The organism is Amycolatopsis sp. w19, from assembly GCF_051373225.1.
Lineage (GTDB): Bacteria > Actinomycetota > Actinomycetes > Mycobacteriales > Pseudonocardiaceae > Amycolatopsis > Amycolatopsis japonica.
This window is the reverse complement of record NZ_JBPQFM010000010.1, coordinates 64,907-84,221: the sequence shown is the minus strand read 5'-3', so window position 1 is coordinate 84,221 and position 19,315 is coordinate 64,907. Positions and strand designations below refer to the sequence as shown.

Below are 19,315 nucleotides of genomic sequence, written 5' to 3'. Positions count from 1 at the left end.
GACCACCCTCACCAGGCCCGGAGGCCGGACGGTTAGGCTCTTCGGTGGCGAAAACCGCCATGCACCACGACGCCGGGAGATCTGAACCGCCATGCTGGACCGAGCAGTCATCGACGCCCTCTTCCCCGCCGACCTGCCCGAGCCCGAGCACTGGGAACAGCGTTACCCCGCCCGCGAGCTGCCCGAGGGCGCCCTGGTCACCCGGTTCGGCCCCTCGCCGACCGGGTTCGTCCACATCGGCGGGGTCTACGTCGCCACCATCGACCAGGACGTCGCCCGCCGCAGCGGCGGCCGCTACCTCGTCCGGGTCGAGGACACCGACCGCTCCCGCGAGGTCGAAGGCGCCATCGAGCAGTTCGAGCGCGGTTTCGCCTACTTCGACCTCGCCGCCGACGAGGACATCCACCGCGGTGGCGACTACGGCCCGTACCAGCAGTCCGAGCGCGAGCAGATCTACCTGACCTACGTCCGCCACCTGCTTCGCACCGGCCGCGCGTACCTCGACTTCGCCACGAAGGACGAGCTCGCCGCGATCACCGCCCGGCAGCAGGCGACGAAGCTGCCGACCGGCTACTACGGCTCGTGGGCCATCTGGCGCGACGCCGACCCCGCCGACGTCCAGGCCAAGCTCGACGCCGGCGACCCGTACGTCGTGCGGTTCCGCGCCCCGGACGACACCGGCGCCCGGGCCCGGTTCACCGACGCCATCCGCGGCCCGCTGGAGGCCGAGGCCAACCGCAACGACGTCGTCATCCTCAAGAGCTCCGACCAGAGCCCCCGGCTGCCGACCTACCACTTCGCGCACGCCGTCGACGATCACCTCATGCGGGTCAACGTCGTCATCCGCGGCGACGAGTGGATCTCGTCGGTGCCGGTGCACCAGCAGCTGTTCGACGCGCTCGGCTTCGAGCCGATCACGTACGCGCACATCGCGCCGCTGATGAAGCAGGAGGGCGGCAGCAAGCGCAAGCTGTCGAAGCGCAAGGACCCGGAAGCGAGCGTCGACTTCTACATCGAGTCCGGCTACCCCACCAAGGCCGTCCTGTACTACCTGCGTGGCCTCGCCAACGGCCGTCTCGCCGAGATGCCGCTCGACCAGGCGCTGGCCGAGCCGATCAACCTCGACGAATGCGGGGTCGCCGGCCCGCTGGTCGACCTGGTCAAACTCGACGACATCTCGGCCGACCACATCGCCACGCTGACCGGCGCCGAGATCCTCGAGGAGGTCCGGGGCTGGGCGGAGCGGTTCGACCCCGAGCTGCGGACCGTCCTCGACGCCGAGCCGGACCTCGCGCTCCGTGCGCTCGCCGTCGAACGTGACGGCGCCGAGAACCCGCGCAAGGATCTGAAGAAGTGGAGCGAGTTCCGCGCCGTCTACGGCTTCTTCTTCCCGCAGCTGCACGCCGCCGTCGCGAGCCCCGACGACGAGCGGATCACCGCGCTCGGCGTCGACCGCGCGGTCGTCCAGGCCGTGGCGCGGGACTTCGTCGAGAACTACCAGCAGCTCGACGACGGCCAGGAGTGGTTCCAGCAGATCCGCGACGTGGCCGCGAAGCACGGCTTCGCGAAGAACGCCAAGGAGTTCAAGAAGAACCCCGAAGGCTTCCCGGGCTCCATCCGCGAGGCCTCGCAGATCATCCGGATCGCGATCACGGGCTCGACCCGGAGCCCCGACCTGCACTCGATCACCCAGGCGCTGGGGCGCGAGGAGACGCTGGGCCGGTTCGCCGGCCTCGTGGCCGAGTGACCCCGTTGGCCGCAGGTCCGTGAAGGTCCCTCCCCAAGTACATGAAGGCCCCCTTCACTGCGTCTAGCGCAAGGAAGGGGGCCTTCATGTACTGCGGGGGGCGAGCGAGCGTGACAACGGCGTGGTGGGCGCGTCTCATGAGTGGTAAGGACGTTAGAGCGGATCGGTATTTGTTCACCCACTCCTGAGCAGGGCGAATGTCGAGGGTCGCGCGGGTCTCGGGGCTTGATGGCGCCGGAAGCTCGGCGTTCCAGGTGCCGACGATGCAGGAATCGAAGCGTTGAGTGTCCTAATTCCCGCATCGTCGAGGGTTGCTCTGGTCGAGGAGCTTGATCAACGGAAGATCGGGGCGTTGAATGTCCCGAATCCTCCGTTGATCAAGGTCATGCCGAGCGGGGAAGATTCCGGACACTGGACGTCCCCAATCCTCCCCGCTCGCCGACATCGGGCCCCGCCAAGACCAGCAGGTCGGCAAGTACAGGTTCACCAGCACCGTCCTCACCACTCACGAGACGGGCAGGAACTGGTCGTAGAAAGCCGTCTTGACCGCGACGACCGCCTCTTCGGTCTCCCGGAACCGCTCCCGCGCCTCGCTGGAGTCGATCAGCTGCACGAGGCGCAGCCCGAGCTGGTCGGAATGCGTCAGCGAGAGCGGGGACGCGGCGGCGAGCGGGCGCGACTTCGCGTCGTGCACGTGGTGCGGGTAGTAGAAGACGGACTTGTCGCCGAGCACCGGGCCGATCCGGCGCCAGAGTTCGCCGTACTCGACCGACACCAGCACCTCGCCCCAGAACCGCAGGATGGTCAGCAGTTCGACGTCGGCGTGCTTCGAATCGCCCGCCGAGGAGATCAGCTCCATGGTGGTGTCGAGGCAGGCCGCCGTGGCGAGGGACTTCCGCGACCGCACGAGCACTTCGCGCGGGACGCCGAGGGCGAGGATGTCCGTCATCAGATCCTCGCGGTGCGAAGGTGTGCTGCCGGGCGAAGTGTTGTCCGGGTACTCCTCGCGGACGATGACGCGGGCGATCCGTTTGGACTGCTCGTCGGTGAGCAGGTCGATCGCCAGGTCGTAGGCCATGGTGAACGCCAGCGACAGGAACCGGCGCTGCAGCAGGACCGCTTGGAGCTCTTCCCCCGGGAGGTCGGTGACGCCCCGCAGCGCCGGATGGTTCCGGAACCGCTCGATCAAACCGTCTTCGAACTCGTCGAGCTCGCGCATCAGTACACCTCTTGCTCAGAAACGGATCATGTCGATGCTTCGGTTCCAGTCGGCGAGGTCGACGTCGCGGCCGATGTCCCACAACGTGTCGAGCTCGCGCTGGATCTGTTCGCCGAGCACGGTGTCGTGCGTGCCCTCGATCTGGAACTGCGGCGAATTGACCGCCAGCTGGCCGTGCAGGAACATGCTGACCAGGTAGCGCCCGTCGGCCCGGTACACCGAAACCGAGGCCTGCGAGTTGAAGACCCGCACCTTCAGGTTGCCCTGACGCTTCGCCAGCCGCCGGTGCAGCCGGGAGAGTATCTCCAGGCACTCCGCGATCCCCGTGCTCACGAAGGGGTTGCCCGCGCCGTCGCTCCGGCCCAGCGCCGCCTCCCGCAGCCCCACCAGCATCGAGTTCGGGTGCAGCAACATGATCCGCACCTCGGCGCGCCGGTCGACGATCGCGGCTTCGAGCTCCTTTTCCAGGCGCTGCAGGTTGGGGATCCAGGTGTTCAGGATCGTCACCTGTTTGGCCTTCGCGACGTGTGCCGCGAACTCGTCGTCCGGAAAACGTTTGTGCACTTCGACCACGCCGCCGTAGCGCGAACGGCGGAGGCTCGTGGCGATGGTGTCGATGTCGAGACCGGCGAGCCGGTCGCGGATGTCTTCCAGTGCGCGCAACGGGGTCAGTTCGACGAGCAGCACCACGACCACCCCGCTGACCATGATCAGGGTCAGGGTGGTGACGCCTTTCGGCGCGACTTTGTCGAGCAGGCCGAGCTGTTCCGCGATTCCGACGGCGAAGCCGGCCACCGCCAACCCGCCGAGACTGAGCAATTCGAGCCAGCGACGCATTCTGCGGAGCATTCACCCTCCGGGATCCGGCAGTTCGGCCCTCATGTTCTCACGATCGGAGAGCCCTTTGTGATCGGGGTCACCTCCACGGAATTCACGAAAAGAATCGAATCCGGCGCGGGAATCCGCAGTGCGAAGGGCGCAGATCACAAGGCGGACGTGAAACGCGCGGGCCTCGACAGACGACTTACCGGATACGCAAGTACGGAAAGTTGTGGTCGATGAGCGCTGATCGCGTTGTCCAGCTGCGCTGGGAGCACCGCCACGTGGCCGACGACGGCGGCCGCGCGGCCTTGTCCTACCCCGGGATCTCGGTCGTCCGGCGGACCGAGGGTGAAATCGTCGACCGCACTTGGATACCGGTCGGTGAAGAACCCACCTTCGCCGACGACGAGGCGCTGATCACCGCCCTGCACGCCGCCTGGCGCTGGTCCAGGCCCGCCGCTTGATCCGTTATTCGTCGCCCGATTTGTACCGGCGCTGGAGTTCTTCGTCCTGTTCACGCGGCGACTTTTCCGACCAGCGACCGTGGACGAGGTCGTTCTCCGTGTAATCGGCGCGCCGTGAGGCCCAGCCGGGCAACATGATCTTGCGTGTCCCGCCCCGCCCGCGATCGCGTACATCGGTGATCACGGCGATGCCGATCACCAGCAGGAGTATCCCGAGCACTATCCAGATCACGGCCATGGTCCGCTCCCCCGCAGATATGTCGTTTCCGCCAGATTAGCGGTACGAGGGGTTTCGCCATACGGGATTTCCGCCACCTTTCCTTGCTCCATTCGGGCTAGCCCGGCGGGCATACACGGTTTCAGTCCCCGCGGCGAAGTGACGACGGCGCCGCGGCCATAAGGTGACGACGTGCTCGGTGAAAGGCTCGACTCCTGGCTGCGCGGACACGAGTCGCTCGTCGACGTCCTGATCGCACTGCTCCTCGCGGGATGCTGTGTCCTTTTCGGACTCTTCGTCCGGGCGGAGGTCGCGTATTTCCTCTTCTCTCTGCTTCTCGCGCTTCCACTCGCCTTGCGACGCCGCAATGCCGTGGTGTGCGCGACAGTGGTGCTGGGAGTCGCGAGCATCCAGTGGCTCACGATCCGGGACGGCGTCGGTGCCTTGCCCGCCGATCTCGCAGTGCCGCTGGCGGTGCACGCCGCGGCGGCCTACGGACCGCGGCGAGCCGGTGGCGCCGCGCTGGCGGCAGGGCTCCTCGGCGCGATGCTCGGCGGGCTGAGCTGGCCGATGCTGCCGTCGTCCGCGGCCGCGCATCTGCTCGTCGGCGCCTTCCTGGCCAGCACCGTGCTGGCCGCGTGGGCGACCGGGGCGTTGCGCCGGGTCCGCCAGTCCCACAGCCGTCAGCAGGCGAGGCTCGCGGTCCTCGCGGAGCGGGAACGGATCGCGCGCGAAATGCACGACATCGTCGCCCATTCGCTCGCGGTCGTGATCGCGCAGGCCGACGGTGGCCGGTACGCGGCCACGCCGGAGGCCGGACGGTCGGCCCTGGTCACGATCGGCGACTGCGCCCGGAAGGCGCTGGGCGATCTCCGGCGGATGATCGGCGTCCTGCGGGACGGACCGGCGTGACCGCCCCGCCGGTCCGTGTCCTGCTGGTCGACGACCAGGCCTTGGTCCGGGCAGGCTTCCGGCTGGTCATCGAGTCCCAGGCCGATCTGACCGTCGTCGGTGAGGCGGGTGACGGTCTCGCCGCGGTCGACCACACCCGGCGCCTCGATCCCGATCTGGTCCTGATGGACGTCCGGATGCCGGTTCTCGACGGTATCGAGGCCACTCGACGGGTGCTCGCCCTGCCTGACGCGCCCAAGGTCCTCATGCTCACGACGTACGACCTCGACGAGCACGCGCTGGCCGCGATCCGGGCCGGGGCGAGCGGTTTCCTGCTCAAGGACGCCACCCCCGAGGAACTGCTGGCCGGCATCCGGACGGTGCACGACGGGGACTCGGTGATCGCCCCCTCCACCACCCGCAGGCTGCTGGACCGGCTGGCGCCCCCGCTCGATCCCGGCGCGGCCAGGTCGGCGGCGACGCTGACCGGACGTGAGCGGGAAGTGCTGGCCGCGATGGCCCGCGGCTGGTCCAACGCCGAGATCGCCGAGCGGCTGGTGGTCGCGCCGGGAACGGTGAAGACCCACGTGGGCAACATCCTGGCCAAGCTGCGGGTGCGGGATCGGGTGCAGGCGGTGGTCCTGGCCTACGAAGCGGGAGTGGTCCGGCCCGGCGAGCGGTGACGGGCACAGCTGACGTCGGTTCTGGGCAGGGCTCCGCCGAGCAGATACGACTCGACGATGTCGGTGACGCAGGGCGCCGGGTCGAAGAGATAGACCCCGTGCCGGAACGCGCCGTCCAGCGTGACCATCCGGGATCCGGTGAGGGCGCGGCGCAGCGCCAGTTGCCCGGCATACGGCGTGACCGGATCCCCCGAGGCGCCCACGAGCAGGGCGGGCCGGTCGTCCCCGACCGGGACGGGTGGCTCCGCAGGCGGGACGGGCCAGAACGCGCAAGGCGTGATGTGCCGGGCCAGCGGACCGAACAGGGGCTCGGCGGCCCGGTGCGCCAGGATGTCCCGGTAGTAGCTTTCGGGATCCCGCCAGGCGGCGCGGTCCGCGCACTGGTTGGCGACGGTGGCGCTGAACCCGAAGGACGGCTCGACGTCCGGATCCGTGTACAGGGAGAGTTTCCACTCCTGCGTGGGTGTCGGTGTCACGGTGAGACCGCGGGCGGCGTCACGCAGCACGGCGATCTGGGAGCTGAACTCCGCGTAGAACGCGTCGCTGTCGTCGACGGTGAGCAGCAGGCCGGGGATCATCGCGGCGTCGATCCGGTGCTCGCCGACGCGCAAGGGCTCTCGGGCGGCGGCGCGGGCGATCCGGTCCACCGTGGCCAGGACCTCTTCCGCGGTGGCGCCGAGATGATGGTGTGCGTCGCGGCGGGCGGCCCACCGCGCCCAGTCGCTCAGGGCCGCGGCGTCCGCCACTGCGGTCTCCCTGGTGAGCGCGGGACCGGCGGCCCCGGGCGCGGCAGCGCTGTCGAGCACCATCCGCTCGGTCCGCCGAGGAAAGAGCCGTCGGTAGACCGAGCCGAGATGACTGCCGAAAGACCAGCCCAGGTAGGAGATCTTCGATTCTCCGAGGGCGGCTCGCACGAAGTCCAGATCCCGCGCCATGTCGCGGGTGGAGGCGTGTGCGAGAAGATCACCCCGGTCCGCGCAGCTTCGCGCGAGCTCCCGCGCGACCAGCACGCTGCGGTCGAAGGAGGCCCGGTCCGGACTCGCCAGCTGAGCGCTCTGCAGGTATCGCCCGGTGGGCCAGCCGCATTCCAGCGGCGAGCTGAGCCCGAAGAATCTCGGGTCGATCCCGACGAGGTCGTACCGCGCCGCGAGCGACGGCGCACCGGACGGGACCTCCGGGGGCGGCCCATGGACCAGCAGTGCCACGCCGTCGCGGGACGGGCCGGGTCCGCCGGTGTTGACCACCAGGGTGCCCAGACGGCGCGCGGGGTCGCTCGCGGGACGGCGCGCGACGGCCACCGAAAGGGTTCTGCCGCCCGGGTCGGCGTGGTCCAGCGGCACGACGACCTCACCGCAGGTCGCCCCGGCGGCGGCGAGCCGTCGTCCCGTCTCGTCTTCCGGCCCGGTCCGGCAGTCGTGCCAGTCGATCCGCGGCGCCGGGGTCGCCGAGGCCGGTGGCCCGCCGTCCGCCAGCAGCAGGATCGCCAGGCCCGCGGCGAGTACTTTTCGTCGTTTGGTCATACCTGGACGCTAAGCGCGCGAACTCGCGGAAACCTCTGCTCTCAGACCGAAATCCGCTCCTCGCGACTACTCCCGGAGGCATAGGGTGCCCGGCGGAACGGGGCGGCAAGGGTCGGCAGGAGATGGCGGCGGTTGCGGATCAGGGCGGCGAGCGCGATGAGCGCGTAGACCCCGCACAGGACGTAGCGCGCGGTCTGGCCGGGCAGTGCGAACTGCACCGCGAACAGGCCGAGCAGCGTCCAGGCGGCCCAGCGGGGGAAACGCAACGCGAGCAGAGCGGCGACCCCCAGCAAGGTCTGGGTCGCGGTGAGGAGGAATTCCTCGATCTGACGGCCGTCCATCCGCAGTGCGGATCCCCCGCCGCCGAGGACATAGGCGATCGGCAGACTGCCGACGAGCAGTGTCCATTGGTTGACCTTGCTGGAAAGCAGGGTGCCGAGCGCCGCGTCGCCCTTGCCCCGCAAGGCGAAGAGTATCGCCACGATGAACTCCGGCGCCTCCGACGCCAGCGGCGCGAGCCATTGCACGAGCAGGAACCGGTCGACGCCCAGTTCCGTCCCGACGGCGATCAGGTTGTGCGCGAACGGTTCCGCGCTCGCGAGGATCACCACGGCCGCGAACACGAACAGCGCGGCCACGAGGGTCCGGCGGGGCCGCCGGGGTTCGGCGCGGGAGACCTTCCAAAGGTAGAACACGAAGAAACCGAGCAACGCGAAGCCGAGGACCAGCGAGATCTGCCCGGTTCCGGGGATGACGAACGCGACGATCGAGGCGATCGCGAGGAAGCCGAGCTCGATCCGGTACGGCGCGTCGAGGATCAGCTCGCGGACGGTGGCGCCACGGCGTTTCTTCGCGACGGCGAGCGCGACCAGCACGACGGTGGACCACCCGAGGCCGAGCAACAGCCGGTTGGAACCGGTCATGTTCGCCGCGGCGTAGGCGATGTACTCGGGATTCGAGCCCGCCGTGTAGGCGAAGTACAGGTCCACCGCGTACTCGGGAAGGACCGCGATGACGGCCAGCACGGCGATCGCGAGGCCGCCGGAGATGTCCACCTGCGCGGCTTCGGCCGCCCAGGCGAGCAGGAACGAGGCCGCCACGACCGCGAGGCCGAACAGCAGCAGCCCGGCAGGCGCGCCCGGATCGGTGCCGGTGAAGCGCAGGAGAAGGGCGGGCACGGTGAGCGCGGCACACAGGCCGACGGGCTTGAGTCGGTTGACGATCACCGACCGAGCTTCGCGGCCGTGGACGGGTTACCACAACCGTTTCCTCATCCACCCGACCGGCGATAATTCCCTTGCGGGACAAGTAAAAACGAAGATCGTCCCACCGAAAACCGGACGTCGTCCCACCGGAGAAATGACGAACTCCCCGGTATCCGCGGGATACCGGGGAGTCCGGGGGCGGTCAGCCCCGGGCGTTCGGGTCGATCACGTCGCCGGCCAGTCCGGTGGCGGCGTCACCGAGCGCGCCGGTGGAGTCGACGACGCCCTGACCGGCCGCGGTGGCCGAGTCGACGGCGTCCTGGCCCGCCGTGGCGGCACTCTCGGCGAGGCCCTGACCGGTCTCGGCCAGCCCGCCGGTCGCCTGGGTGACCTGGTCAGCGGCGCCGGAAAGGTCGACACCGGTCAGTTCGCCGACCTTGTCGCCCGCGCCGCCCAGCAGTTCGGCGGCCTTTTCCTTCAGCGAGTCGAACAGGCTCATCAGGGGTACTCCTCGGATCGGTCGTGCGGAGGCGGCTGAAAGTTCACCGTACAGGACAAATCGGGCACGGTGCGCGATGGCCGTCGCTCCGGACAGGTGAAATCCGAGGAGCGTTCAGAGACAGGGCGGCCGGTACCGGTCGATCGAGAGGCCGCGGAAGTCGAGCTTGTTCGGGGTCTTGCCGACGAAGACCAGGCCCCGCGCCTCGGCGAGCGCCGAAGCGAAGGAGTAGCCGGGCGTACCCAGCTCGGGCAACGTCGTCCAGGCGGAGGGCTTGAAGCTGAAGAACTTCTTCACCGGCTTCCCGCCGGTCGACGGCACCTTCGTGAGCCACTTGTCCCCGCCACTCCAATGCGAGGCGGGACGCAGCTGGACGTAGAGGTCGTCGGTCGCGCTGTAGGTCATCCAGAAACCGGCGGATTTCGAGAGATCCGCCTGCGCTTCGAACTGATTCCCCAGCCAGACGACGACAACGTGCCATTCGGCGTTCAGGAAGGTCACCTTGGCCGCGTAACCGCCGCGTTCGCGGACGAGCAGGCTGCCGGTCGGCGGCAGTGTGGTGCCCTCACCGGAGGCGAGCCATTGCTGCAATCGGTCGATCGACGGGGTGGCGCATTCACAGCCGTGCCCGCCGGACGCGTTCGCGACGGCGCCGGGGCCGATCAGCGAAGCCAGGAGCATCGACGAGAGCACCGCGAGCGTACGAATCCGGGATCCTCCGCGCATTCCCGGAAGCTAGCACAGCGAACGCGAAAACCGCCGTACAGCGCCGAAAGCGGCCGACGATGCCCCGCTCAGCGGGAATCGTCCTTTATGGACAGTGGCCGCGCGCGCAGACGTTGCGAAAGCCACTTTCACAACATTGAGGGTTGCGAAAGTGGCTTTCGCAACCCTCCCCCGGGCCCGGCGAGCGCGCTCACCCGAGCAAGCCGTCGACCTCGGCGGCGAACAGCAGGACGGGATCGAACCCCATGCCGGCGAAGTGCCCGGCGAGCTCGAGCGAAAGAACGCCATGAACACGGGTCCAGAAGGTGACGGCACGACGGAGCACCCGGCCGTCATCCGGCTCCGCCGCGTACGCCCGGAGGAGCACGGTCATGATCTCGTCCGAGATCTCCGTGGTGTCGCCGGGCGCGTGATAACCGGGGATGGGCGTTCCGTAGACGAACAGGTATCGCTGCGGGTCCGCAAGCGCCCATTCCCTGATCGCGTAGGCGACTTCAGTCACGCTGACTGCCGCCTGGACGGCGCCCGCAAGGCTTCGATACGCGTCGCGGACAAGGTCCGTGATCAGGTCGTCGCGACTGGGGAAGTACCGGTACAGCGCGGGGCCACTCATGCCGACGTGCTTGGCGATCGCGTTGAGGGACAACGCGGACACACCCGTCGTGGCCAGCTGCTCCCACGCGTGCCGCTTGATCTCCGCACGCACCTGGGCCCGGTACCGCTCCCGCGAGGTCTCCACCAGCCACTCCCTTCCGTTCAGTTAGAGGCTATCACTTTCCCTATTGACACTCACGTCGTTGTGGTTATAGCTTCTAACTATCGCAATCGCCGCTAACAAGGAGTCCCGATGGAGTCGCTCTATCGCACCGCCGCACTCGCCCTCCCGCTGGCGGTCGGCCTGCTGGGCGGTGCCGTGGCCCCCGCTCACGCCGCCACCGCGTCCCCCGCCCCGCTTTCGTGCCAAGGCAAGACCATCGACACGAAGGCCCCGATCCACTACCGGACCGAGGCCCTGATCAAGGCGCCACTGAGCAAGATCTGGCGCCTGCAGACCGATGTCGAACGCTGGCCGTCCTGGCAGGAGCCGGTGCTGAGCAGCGAACGCCTGGATCGCGGCCCGCTGCGGAGGAACTCCCGGTTCCACTGGACCACCCCGGCGCCGGCCACGGCCACGACCCCGGCCACCACGCTGTCGATCACCTCGACCGTCCACCAGATCCAGCGCGGCAAATGCCTCCGCTGGAGCGGGCCCGCGGTCGGCGAGGGCCTCGGCATCGACAACGGGATCCACGTCTGGAACTTCACCGAGGTCAAGGGCGGGGTACTCGTCCGCACCGAGGAGAACTGGTCCGGCGCCCAGGTCGAGGCCGACGTGCCCACCGCGACCAAGTTCCTCGGCTGGGGCCTCGAAGCCTGGCTGAAGGACCTCAAGGCCACCGCCGAATCCCCCTGCTGACCGCACCACACACCTCGGAGGAACCGATGTCCACCCAGACGCTCGACCGCGAAACCACCGTCCGCCGCGCCCCGCGTGCCGTCATCGTCTCGGCCTGGGCCGTACCGATCATGGTCGTCGGCCAGTTCGCGATGCTCGCGATCGTCCCGGTCGCGCTCGTGCTGATCGGCACTTTGCGCGACGCCCGGCTCAGAACTCTCCGCTGGGGCGCGATCGCCCTCACCTCGGCCTACGCCACTCCCCTGGCGCTGTGGGCGATCGGCCCCGAAAGAGCGCAAAGCCTGTCCAAGGACATGCATCCCGTCTTCGCCGCGATCATCGTGGCCGTGGGAGTGGCGTTCGCCGTGTCCTTCCACGTCCTGCGCCGGAAGCGGGCCCATCGGTGAACGAGGGGATCACGCCGTAGGACGCTTTCCGCGAAGCCCGGCGCAACGTCGCGAGCACGGCGGGCCCCAGCACCAGGATCGCCACCGTGTTGGTGATCGCGCGGCCGGTGTCCCAGCCCGCCGTCGAGGTCAGCAGGGTGAACACGGCGAAGCGGTGCAGGTTCTCCAGCAGCGGGGCGCCGGGCACGTAGGAGATGTGCCCGTCGTGGTACGGCACTTCGGCGTCGGTGATGAACGGCCAGAACCACAGGTTCATCAGGAATCCGAAGACGTACGCGACGAAGATCCCGTACGCCACCAGCATCGCGATCTCCGCCTTGCCGGTGACGCGGCGGGGCAGCAGCCCGGCGCCCATCCCGATCCACGCCGAGCACATCATCTGGAACGGCAGCCACGGCCCCACCCCGGCGGTCAGCAGCGCCGAAGCGAACATCGACGTGCAGCCCAGCACGAAACCGAAGCCGGGACCGAGCACCCGCCCGGCCAGCACCAGCAGGAAGAACACGGTCTCGATGCCCGCGGTCCCCGCGCCGAGTGGCCGCAGGGCGGCGTTCATCGCGGAGAGCACGCCGAGCATCGCGAGGGCCTTGGAATCCATGCCCCCTTCGGACATCTCGGCCAGCACGATGACGATCAGGATCGGCAGGATCGCGATGAACACGAACGGCGCGTCCGGGCCGTGCTGCATCGATTGCGGCTCGACACGAACCAACAGCGGCCAGACGAACATCATCAGCCCCGCCAGCGACGCCAGCCCGAGCACAGTCGCCGAGCGGGGGCCGAGCCGGACCGCCGCGGTCACGAGACCTCCTGCGGAAGCGCGGACCGGACCTCGTCGACGGTGAGCCAGGGCTCGCCGAGGATCTTCGCGATCTGCGTGGCGAACGCCGGGGAGCCGCCGAGCACCTCACCGGTCGGGCCGTCCGAGACGACCTCCCCTTCCGCCATCACGAGCACCCGGTCCGCGATCGTCGCGACGAATTCGACGTCGTGGGTGGCCACGACGATCGCCTTGCCCTCCGCCGTGAGCGAAGCGATCATCCGCGCCAGCGCCGCTTTCGCGGTGTAGTCGAGGCCGCGGGTCGGTTCGTCCAGCAGCATGATCCGCGGGGCGGCCGACAACTGGACCGCGAGCACGAGCGCGAGACGCTGCCCCTCCGAGAGATCACGGGGATGCGACGCGGGATCGATGCCCGGAGCGAGCCTGTCGAGCAGTTCCCGGCACTTCCCCGGCTCCGCACCCGATTCCGCGTCGGCGGCTTCGCATTCGGCGGCGACGGTCTGCAGGTACAGCAGATCGCTCGCGGTCTGCGGCACCATCCCGACCAGGGCGCGTGCCGCGGCACTGCTCAGCGTCTTCGGGTCCTTGCCCTCGACGGTGACCTTGCCGCCTTGCCGCGGGCCGGAACCCTGCACCGCCCACAGCAGCGAAGACTTGCCGGAACCGTTGCGCCCCATCATCGCCAGCACCTCGCCGGCGCGCAGGGCCAGATCGACCTCCCGCACCGCCACCTTCGGCCCGTAGCGCACGACGACACCGGACGCGGCCAGCAGTTCTTCGCCCACGGTCGTGTTTCGCGCGGGCGGAGCACCCAACGTCAGCGAAGAAGCGCGCCGCCGGGCATCACGGACCGACATCGGCAGCGGATCCCAGCCCGCCAACCGTCCCAAGTGGACGATCGGCGGCGCGATGGGCATGTCCTTCAGCACTTCCGGCGGCGTTCCGTCGATCACCTCCCCGGTGCCCGGCACGTGGATCATCCGGTCCGCGAACGGGATCACGCGTTCCATCCGGTGCTCGGCCATCAGCACCGTCGTGCCGAGGTCCTCCACCAGCCTGGCCAGCGTCGCGAGCACCTCCTCGGCCGCCGTCGGGTCCAGCGCCGACGTCGGTTCGTCCAGCACCAGCACCTTGGGGTGGGTGGTGAGCACCGCGCCGATCGCCACCCGTTGCTGCTGCCCGCCGGACAGCGTCCGCAACGCGCGCCTGCGCAGTTCCGCGATGCCGAGGAGGTCGAGGGTCTCCTCCACCCGGCGTCGCATCACCTGCGGGCTCAGGCCGAGTTGCTCCATGCCGTACGCGAGTTCGTCCTCGACCGTGTCGGTGACGAAGCCCGCGAGCGGATCCTGGCCGACGACGCCGACCAGATGCGCGAACTCGCGCGGCGGCCGGGACCGCGTCGTCACGCCGTCGATGGACACCGTGCCTTCGAGGTGACCGCCGGTGAAATGCGGGACGAGACCGTTGATCGTGCCGAGCAGCGTCGACTTGCCCGCCCCCGTCCGGCCCGCGAACAGCACGAGTTCGCCTTCACCGATGGACAGCGTCACGTCGGACAGCACCGGTTCGGCGCGGCCGTGATAGGTGAAGGAAACGTGGTCCAGTTCGATCATGCGTGCACTTCTTCTTCCAGTGCGGCGTAAGGAGGTTCGGGGGCCGGGGTGAGGAACGCGGGCAGCACGCCGATCAGCACCCCGAGCAACGGCACCCACGACAGCGACGGCCAGGACAGGCCGATCAGCGACGGGTTCATGTTCATCGGGTTCACCTCCGACGTCGTGAACAGGACGGCCGCGACGGCGATCCCGCTGAGGGCGACGACGATTTCCGGCGGCTGCCAGCGATCCGGCCGGTAACGCGTGCGCCGGACGCGTTTGCCCGCCGACCGGAATCCGGCGAGTCCGATCACGACTCCGACGGAAAGCACCGGCGCGGCCAGGTATCGGGGCGTCGAACCGTCCAAAGTGGCGTAAACACCGACGCAGACGCCGAGCAGGCCGATGATCATCAGCGTGCCCGTGATCAGCCTGGCCCGCGCTTCGACCGTACCCGCGCGGCCGTAGCCGCGTGAGTCCATCGACGCGGCGAGCTGCAGCGAGCGGGAGAGCGCGTCCTCCAGTACCGGGATGAGGATGGTGTGCAGCGTCTTCACCTTCTTCTTCCCCGAACCGCCGCGCAGCCTGCGTGCCCGCCGGACCCGCAGCACACTCTCGGCGAGCTGCGGGAACACCGACAGCGCGACGATCACCGCCGTGCCCACCTCGTACAGCGCCGGCGGCATCGCCTTGAGCAGCCGTTTCGGGTTCGCGAGCGCGTTGGCCGCGCCGAGGCAGATCACCATCGTCGCCAGCCGCATCCCGTCGTAGAGCCCGCCCAGCAACGATTCCGCGGAGACATCGCCGAAGAGCCGGATACCCGCCGCCCATTCCGGCAGCGGGATTTCGGGCAGCCGCAGGATGATCGTGGCCCCCTCGCCGCCGCCGAACACGACACGGAAGAAGACCCGGATCGCGACGATGAACGCGCCGAGGTACAGGTAGAGCCGGAACGCCAGCGCCCACGGCGCCTCACTGCGGCGGGCCACGACGACGTACCCCGCGACGGCCACGATGGTCAGCAGCAGCCACGGGTTCGTCGTGCGGGTCGCCGCGACGGCGAGTCCGAGCGCCCACACCCACCACGCGGCCGGGTGCAGATCGCGCGGCAGGAAATAGGACGTCATCAAACTCCTTGTGCGCGTTTGCGTCTGCGTGCCATCAGGAATCCCGCCACGCACAGCGCGAGCACCGCGGCTCCCGCGGCCCAGGGCGCCCAGCCGCCCGCTCCGGACTCGCGATCGATCACCGCGTTGACATCCTCGGCGTTCTCGCCTCCGGTGAACGCGACGTTCATCGACGGATCCTGCGCCTTCGGCCGTGCCGAAGCACTCGGGCGCGGTTTGGGCGGCGGCAGTGCGGCGGAACTCGGACCCGCGGCCGGAACTTCTCCGGCACCCGTCGTAGGCTGGGAGCCGTCGGCCTGCTGTCCGTTCCCCGACGGCGGTCGCTGCTGGCGCTCGCCGGGGTCACCGGTGACCGGCTTCGCCTCCTCGCGCGGCACACAGGGCTGGCTCTCCGTGCCGGGCCGTACGGCGGAGACCCGCGGGACCGGGTTGCTCTGGGTGGTGGCGTTCAAGGAGAACGACCAGCCTTCGAAACCGCCGGGGATGAAGTCACGGTTCTTGACGCCCCACTGGCTGTAGTCCCAGGCACAGTTGTTCGAGGCGTGCCAGTAGGACCAATAGGCCTGAGCCGGAGGCGTGTCGACGCACGGCTCACGGTAGTCACCGCGACCCGCGACGGGGACGGTCTCGGCCGCGGACGGGCGGTTCTCGACCCGGCAGACGAACGACTCACCCCAGCGCTGGACCCCGGCGATCTGGAAACCGGCGCCCTTGAGCGCGTCCAGCCCGGTGCCGCGGGTGGTCTGGGGATTGCAGCGCACGATGGTCGTGCCGCCGAGCTGCTGGAAGTCGACGACGACGGTGACCCCGGTGGCATCCCTGCAGAACCCCGGATATCCCTTGCTCTGGTCGACCGCGTGCGCGGACGGCGCCGTGGCGGCGATCAGGAAGACCGCCGCCACCACGGGAAGGACCCTTTTCACGGGATGGCCGGGTTCCTCGGCGTGACGCCGGGCGGCGGGTTGGTGGTCGCGGACTTGTTCAGCGAGAACGACCAGCCCTCGAAACCGCCCGGGACGACGTTGCGGTTGAGGGCACCCGAGCTGCTGTAGGTCCAGGTGGAACCGGAACCGTCGGCGTTCCAGTAGCCCCAGTACGCGCCCGCGGGCGGGGTGGTGACGCACGCTTCCTTGTAATTCGGGTTGGTCGTCAGCGGGAGCGTCTCCGTCGCGGACGGGCGCCCTTCCAGACGGCAGACGAAAGCGAGCCCCCAGCGCGCGGTGCCGGCGACCGCGATCCCCGCGTCCTGCAACGCCTTGATCCCCGTGCGGGCGGTGCCCGGCGTGGCGTTGGGCGAGCAGCGGGTGATCGTCGGGGCGGCCAGCTCCTGGAAGTCGATCACGACCGTGACCCCGGTGCGCGCGTCGGCACCGGTGCAGATCCCGGCGTAGCCCTTCGTGGTGTCGACCGCGTTCGCGGGTGCGGCGGACAGCCCGATGAGTCCGATGAGGACGGTCGTGACGGCGAGCAGTCTCTTCATGGTGTTACCCCCTTTTCTTGGTGAAACGACGAAGTACGAAGACGAGCGCGATCGCGGTGGAGAGGAACAGCACGGCCAGCCCGGCGAGTCCCCAGATCAGCCATCCCGGCCGGTCGTCGGACTGGGCGGCGGCCAGCGCCGGTGTATCGGTGCCGGCGGTCAGCGGGAGCCGGATCGCGGGTGACAGCGGGGAATCCGCGGCGGTGAGCCAAGACCGGCCCGCGACCCCTTGTGCGGCGGCCGAACTGGTCGGGAAATCGGTCTCTCCCCCGGTTCCCTTGGCGAATCCGCCGTCCTGCTGGACGAGCTTGCCCAGCGAGCGCGCGGTTCCGCTCGCGTCGAGACCGGCGGTCTGCCGCGCGGCGGCGACGGTGGCGCTGAGCGCGATGTCCACCTCGCCGCCTTCTCCCGTCACCAAGCCCTCGCCGGTGGGCCGGACGCCGAGCGCGTCCACCGCGGAGACGAACGCCGACACGCGCCGTTCGGTCCAGCCGTCCGGGCGTCTGGTCGGCGGCGCGGCATCCGTGTGCGGACGGGCGACGAGCGCGGTGACCGCGGCGGCCGTCGCGGCGAGGTCGCCGGAACCGCATTCCGCGGTGTCGAGGTGCTTCGGGAAGGTCCCGTCCGCGCATTGGCGGGAGAGGAGCAGTTCGACCGCGGGGCCGGGATCGGCGGCGGTGGCGAGGACCGCCCAAGCGTGCCGCTCGACCGTCCGATCGGCGTCGGCGAACGATCCGGTGTCGGTGAATTCCCCGTCGGTACCGCGCAGTTTCACCAGATCGGCACGCAACGGACCGGCGACGTCCGACTTCGCGAATTCGGCGACGAGCACGAGTTTCGCGAGCGGTTCGGCGTACGACGCCTGACCCTGTTCGTACGGCGCTCCGTGCGCGTAGGCCTGCACGGCTTCGGGCTTCAGCAGGAACTGCGAAGCGCGGGCGACCGCGTCCGGCTGCTGGTCCAACGCCCGCAAGGCCAGCACCACGTCGGCGGTGGCGTCGTAGTCGACGTAGGTCTTGCCGTCCTCGGTGACCTCGACGTGGTCGCCGCCGACGAGCCGGTTCGTCAGGTAGGCCCCGAGGCGGACGGCCGGGGTCGCGGTGACCGGAGCGGCGATCGCCGCGACCGTCGACACCCGGGCGCCGGTGGACGCCTTGGGCGTGATGGATTTCTTGGGCTCAGGAGCGGGCTTGTGCGGCTGCGTCACAGGAGCCGGGGTTTCCGGGACGCCGGTGGTCGGCGGCAGGACTTCGCCCTTCGCAAGCGGGTAGAAACCGACCTGCGACAACCCGAGCGAAGCCTGGGCACTCGCGCGGATCCAGGTGTCGAGGCCGCTGATGCCGGAGGAACGCGCCGCCTCGTAGGAAGCCGGGTCGTAGGCGATCGCGCCGAGTTCGCCCGCGAGCTTGTTCCCGGAGTCGGCCGCGGCGTTCGCCTGCGCGGATTTGAGGAACCGCACGCCCTTGTCCACCGCCGCGTTCGCGCCGCCTGCGTCGACGAGCGCTTGGACGATCAGGCCGGTGCTGTTGGTGTTCGGCGCCTCGGTGCCGACGCCGCCACCCCAGCCGCCGCCGGGCGTCTGGTTCGCCTTGAGCCAGGAGACGGTCTTGGCGATCGGGGCGTCGAGACCGGCCGCGCCCGCCTTCTTCGCGGCCAGCATCGCCGAGAGGGCGAGCCCGGTGGCGTCACCGTCGGTCGGGGAAAGGCCGAGCGGTTTACCCTCGTCGCAGGTCGAGACCTTGCGGCCGTCCGGAGTGACGTGGTCGCCGGTCTCCTTCGTCGGGATGTAGGAGAAGAGGACGCGGAAGTAGCCCTCGGAACACTGCTGGGTCAGCAGCCTGTCGATGGCGATCCGGTCGTTCTCTCCCGCCACGGCGAGCCCGATCACGCCGAGCGCCTGGCCGAACATGTTCGCGTTGTTGCTCACCGCGTCGGCGAGGGCGGGATCCTTGGAGTAGTCGCTGACCCGGCCCTTGTCGGGGCCCTTGCGCATGATGGCCGCATGGGTCTCTGCGACCAGGTCGTAGCCGTCGAAGGCCCGCGGATTCCGGCCGGACACCTGGGCGGCGACCATCGTCTTCGCCACGGCGCCGCCGACGATGATCTTGTCGTATCCCGCGCCGGGGGCGAGCCCGTCCCAGGTGAAGTAGTCGGTGGCGTGACCCTGGTCGTCGAGGAACTTCACGATCGGCTCGGCCCGCGCGCCTTCGCCCGCGGCGTACATCGCGAAGAGCGCGTCGAGCATCAGGCCGTGGTCGGGCAGTGAGCCGCCGCTGGGGTTGTCGAATGTGCCGTCCGGCTTCAGCTTCGTCGCGAGCCAGCGGGAATTCACCTTCGCCGCACCGGGATCGTTCGCCGCCGTCGCCGTCCCGCTGAGCGGTGCGGCGATCATGGTGACGATGACGGCGAACGCCGACGCGGCCAGGTACCCGCGGCGCATGACTCCTCCTTGCGGCATGGCGGAGGACAGCGCGGGACGCCGCAGTCACCCCTGTTT

Annotated in this window: 20 protein-coding genes; 6 read left to right on the top strand and 14 right to left on the bottom strand. The window is 69.5% G+C overall.

All coding sequences use genetic code 11. The features are described from left to right. Positions 1-91 precede the first annotated feature (91 nt). Entirely contained in the window at positions 92-1,747 is a 1,656-nt protein-coding gene (locus ACSMFO_RS20915) for a glutamate--tRNA ligase (RefSeq protein WP_436460159.1), read from the top strand. 505 nt (positions 1,748-2,252) lie between these two features. On the opposite strand, the gene ACSMFO_RS20910 is transcribed toward ACSMFO_RS20915, so the two are convergent. Further along, positions 2,253-2,966 (bottom strand): hypothetical protein, encoded by a 714-nt coding sequence (locus tag ACSMFO_RS20910; RefSeq protein ID WP_436460158.1) that lies wholly within the window; start codon positions 2,964-2,966, stop codon positions 2,253-2,255. Between the two features lie 15 nt (positions 2,967-2,981). Then, positions 2,982-3,815 (bottom strand): hypothetical protein, encoded by an 834-nt coding sequence (locus ACSMFO_RS20905; protein ID WP_228694928.1) that lies wholly within the window; start codon positions 3,813-3,815, stop codon positions 2,982-2,984. A gap of 209 nt (positions 3,816-4,024) precedes the next feature. Between ACSMFO_RS20905 and ACSMFO_RS20900 the strand changes: the two genes are divergently transcribed. After that, positions 4,025-4,252: a hypothetical protein gene (locus tag ACSMFO_RS20900; protein ID WP_051972438.1), complete on the top strand. Its 228-nt coding sequence runs from the start codon at positions 4,025-4,027 to the stop codon at positions 4,250-4,252. 4 nt (positions 4,253-4,256) lie between these two features. Here the strand turns inward: ACSMFO_RS20900 and ACSMFO_RS20895 are convergent, their stop codons facing one another. Further along, positions 4,257-4,490, bottom strand: a complete 234-nt coding sequence (locus tag ACSMFO_RS20895; RefSeq protein WP_038511193.1) for a hypothetical protein — start codon at positions 4,488-4,490, stop codon at positions 4,257-4,259. Positions 4,491-4,661: 171 nt separating this feature from the next. Here ACSMFO_RS20895 and ACSMFO_RS20890 point away from each other — a divergent pair, with 171 nt between their 5' ends. After that, positions 4,662-5,381, top strand: a complete 720-nt coding sequence (locus ACSMFO_RS20890) for a sensor histidine kinase (protein WP_436460157.1) — start codon at positions 4,662-4,664, stop codon at positions 5,379-5,381. Continuing rightward, the gene (locus tag ACSMFO_RS20885) at positions 5,378-6,043 is read left to right on the top strand and encodes a response regulator (RefSeq protein WP_436460156.1); all 666 of its coding nucleotides are present in this window, start codon (positions 5,378-5,380) and stop codon (positions 6,041-6,043) included. Before ACSMFO_RS20890 ends, ACSMFO_RS20885 begins: the two co-directional genes overlap by 4 nt. On the opposite strand, the gene ACSMFO_RS20880 is transcribed toward ACSMFO_RS20885, so the two are convergent. The 5 genes from ACSMFO_RS20880 to ACSMFO_RS20860 form a co-directional block, all read right to left on the bottom strand. Continuing rightward, the gene (locus ACSMFO_RS20880; RefSeq protein ID WP_436460155.1) at positions 6,007-7,563 is read right to left on the bottom strand and encodes an alpha/beta fold hydrolase; all 1,557 of its coding nucleotides are present in this window, start codon (positions 7,561-7,563) and stop codon (positions 6,007-6,009) included. The two genes, ACSMFO_RS20885 and ACSMFO_RS20880, sit on opposite strands and share 37 nt — an antisense overlap. A 41-nt stretch (positions 7,564-7,604) precedes the next feature. Beyond that, positions 7,605-8,789: a sodium:proton exchanger gene (locus tag ACSMFO_RS20875; RefSeq protein WP_436460154.1), complete on the bottom strand. Its 1,185-nt coding sequence runs from the start codon at positions 8,787-8,789 to the stop codon at positions 7,605-7,607. Between the two features lie 181 nt (positions 8,790-8,970). Further along, positions 8,971-9,267: a hypothetical protein gene (locus ACSMFO_RS20870; protein ID WP_436460153.1), complete on the bottom strand. Its 297-nt coding sequence runs from the start codon at positions 9,265-9,267 to the stop codon at positions 8,971-8,973. A gap of 114 nt (positions 9,268-9,381) precedes the next feature. Continuing rightward, positions 9,382-9,960 (bottom strand): hypothetical protein, encoded by a 579-nt coding sequence (locus tag ACSMFO_RS20865; protein ID WP_436460270.1) that lies wholly within the window; start codon positions 9,958-9,960, stop codon positions 9,382-9,384. 223 nt (positions 9,961-10,183) lie between these two features. Then, positions 10,184-10,732, bottom strand: a complete 549-nt coding sequence (locus ACSMFO_RS20860) for a TetR/AcrR family transcriptional regulator (protein ID WP_436460152.1) — start codon at positions 10,730-10,732, stop codon at positions 10,184-10,186. 108 nt (positions 10,733-10,840) lie between these two features. On the opposite strand from ACSMFO_RS20860, the gene ACSMFO_RS20855 reads away from it, so the two are divergent. Then, entirely contained in the window at positions 10,841-11,449 is a 609-nt protein-coding gene (locus ACSMFO_RS20855; protein WP_436460151.1) for an SRPBCC family protein, read from the top strand. 26 nt (positions 11,450-11,475) lie between these two features. Further along, positions 11,476-11,835, top strand: a complete 360-nt coding sequence (locus tag ACSMFO_RS20850) for a hypothetical protein (protein WP_350584026.1) — start codon at positions 11,476-11,478, stop codon at positions 11,833-11,835. Here ACSMFO_RS20850 and ACSMFO_RS20845 read toward each other — a convergent pair. Genes ACSMFO_RS20845 through ACSMFO_RS20820 form a run of 6 tightly spaced genes read right to left on the bottom strand, consistent with a single transcriptional unit; the run spans position 11,765 to position 19,258 of the window. Further along, positions 11,765-12,637, bottom strand: coding sequence for an ECF transporter S component (locus ACSMFO_RS20845; protein WP_436460150.1), 873 nt, complete (start codon positions 12,635-12,637; stop codon positions 11,765-11,767). The two genes, ACSMFO_RS20850 and ACSMFO_RS20845, sit on opposite strands and share 71 nt — an antisense overlap. Next, on the bottom strand, positions 12,634-14,229 hold the full coding sequence (locus ACSMFO_RS20840; RefSeq protein WP_436460149.1) for an ABC transporter ATP-binding protein: 1,596 nt from the start codon (positions 14,227-14,229) through the stop codon (positions 12,634-12,636). The genes ACSMFO_RS20845 and ACSMFO_RS20840 overlap by 4 nt, the downstream gene beginning before the upstream one ends. Then, positions 14,226-15,338, bottom strand: a complete 1,113-nt coding sequence (locus ACSMFO_RS20835) for an energy-coupling factor transporter transmembrane component T (RefSeq protein ID WP_436460148.1) — start codon at positions 15,336-15,338, stop codon at positions 14,226-14,228. The genes ACSMFO_RS20840 and ACSMFO_RS20835 overlap by 4 nt, the downstream gene beginning before the upstream one ends. After that, positions 15,338-16,243 carry an ABC transporter substrate-binding protein gene (locus tag ACSMFO_RS20830; protein ID WP_436460147.1) on the bottom strand — a complete coding sequence of 302 codons (906 nt, stop codon included), beginning with the start codon at positions 16,241-16,243 and terminating at the stop codon, positions 15,338-15,340. The genes ACSMFO_RS20835 and ACSMFO_RS20830 overlap by 1 nt, the downstream gene beginning before the upstream one ends. Positions 16,244-16,257: 14 nt before the next feature. Continuing rightward, entirely contained in the window at positions 16,258-16,818 is a 561-nt protein-coding gene (locus ACSMFO_RS20825) for a hypothetical protein (protein ID WP_038511159.1), read from the bottom strand. 4 nt (positions 16,819-16,822) lie between these two features. Then, the gene (locus ACSMFO_RS20820; RefSeq protein WP_436460146.1) at positions 16,823-19,258 is read right to left on the bottom strand and encodes a hypothetical protein; all 2,436 of its coding nucleotides are present in this window, start codon (positions 19,256-19,258) and stop codon (positions 16,823-16,825) included. Between the last annotated feature and the right edge of the window lie 57 nt (positions 19,259-19,315).

What these genes read in the sequence shown, in the direction of transcription:
- ACSMFO_RS20915 (WP_436460159.1), top strand. Translation starts at nt 92, where the DNA reads ATGCTGGACCGAGCAGTCATCGACGCCCTCTTCCCCGCCGACCTGCCC.
- ACSMFO_RS20910 (WP_436460158.1), bottom strand. Translation starts at nt 2,966, where the DNA reads ATGCGCGAGCTCGACGAGTTCGAAGACGGTTTGATCGAGCGGTTCCGG.
- ACSMFO_RS20905 (WP_228694928.1), bottom strand. Translation starts at nt 3,815, where the DNA reads ATGCTCCGCAGAATGCGTCGCTGGCTCGAATTGCTCAGTCTCGGCGGG.
- ACSMFO_RS20900 (WP_051972438.1), top strand. Translation starts at nt 4,025, where the DNA reads ATGAGCGCTGATCGCGTTGTCCAGCTGCGCTGGGAGCACCGCCACGTG.
- ACSMFO_RS20895 (WP_038511193.1), bottom strand. Translation starts at nt 4,490, where the DNA reads ATGGCCGTGATCTGGATAGTGCTCGGGATACTCCTGCTGGTGATCGGC.
- ACSMFO_RS20880 (WP_436460155.1), bottom strand. Translation starts at nt 7,563, where the DNA reads ATGACCAAACGACGAAAAGTACTCGCCGCGGGCCTGGCGATCCTGCTG.
- ACSMFO_RS20870 (WP_436460153.1), bottom strand. Translation starts at nt 9,267, where the DNA reads ATGAGCCTGTTCGACTCGCTGAAGGAAAAGGCCGCCGAACTGCTGGGC.
- ACSMFO_RS20855 (WP_436460151.1), top strand. Translation starts at nt 10,841, where the DNA reads ATGGAGTCGCTCTATCGCACCGCCGCACTCGCCCTCCCGCTGGCGGTC.
- ACSMFO_RS20850 (WP_350584026.1), top strand. Translation starts at nt 11,476, where the DNA reads ATGTCCACCCAGACGCTCGACCGCGAAACCACCGTCCGCCGCGCCCCG.
- ACSMFO_RS20840 (WP_436460149.1), bottom strand. Translation starts at nt 14,229, where the DNA reads ATGATCGAACTGGACCACGTTTCCTTCACCTATCACGGCCGCGCCGAA.
- ACSMFO_RS20835 (WP_436460148.1), bottom strand. Translation starts at nt 15,338, where the DNA reads ATGACGTCCTATTTCCTGCCGCGCGATCTGCACCCGGCCGCGTGGTGG.
- ACSMFO_RS20825 (WP_038511159.1), bottom strand. Translation starts at nt 16,818, where the DNA reads ATGAAGAGACTGCTCGCCGTCACGACCGTCCTCATCGGACTCATCGGG.
- ACSMFO_RS20820 (WP_436460146.1), bottom strand. Translation starts at nt 19,258, where the DNA reads ATGCGCCGCGGGTACCTGGCCGCGTCGGCGTTCGCCGTCATCGTCACC.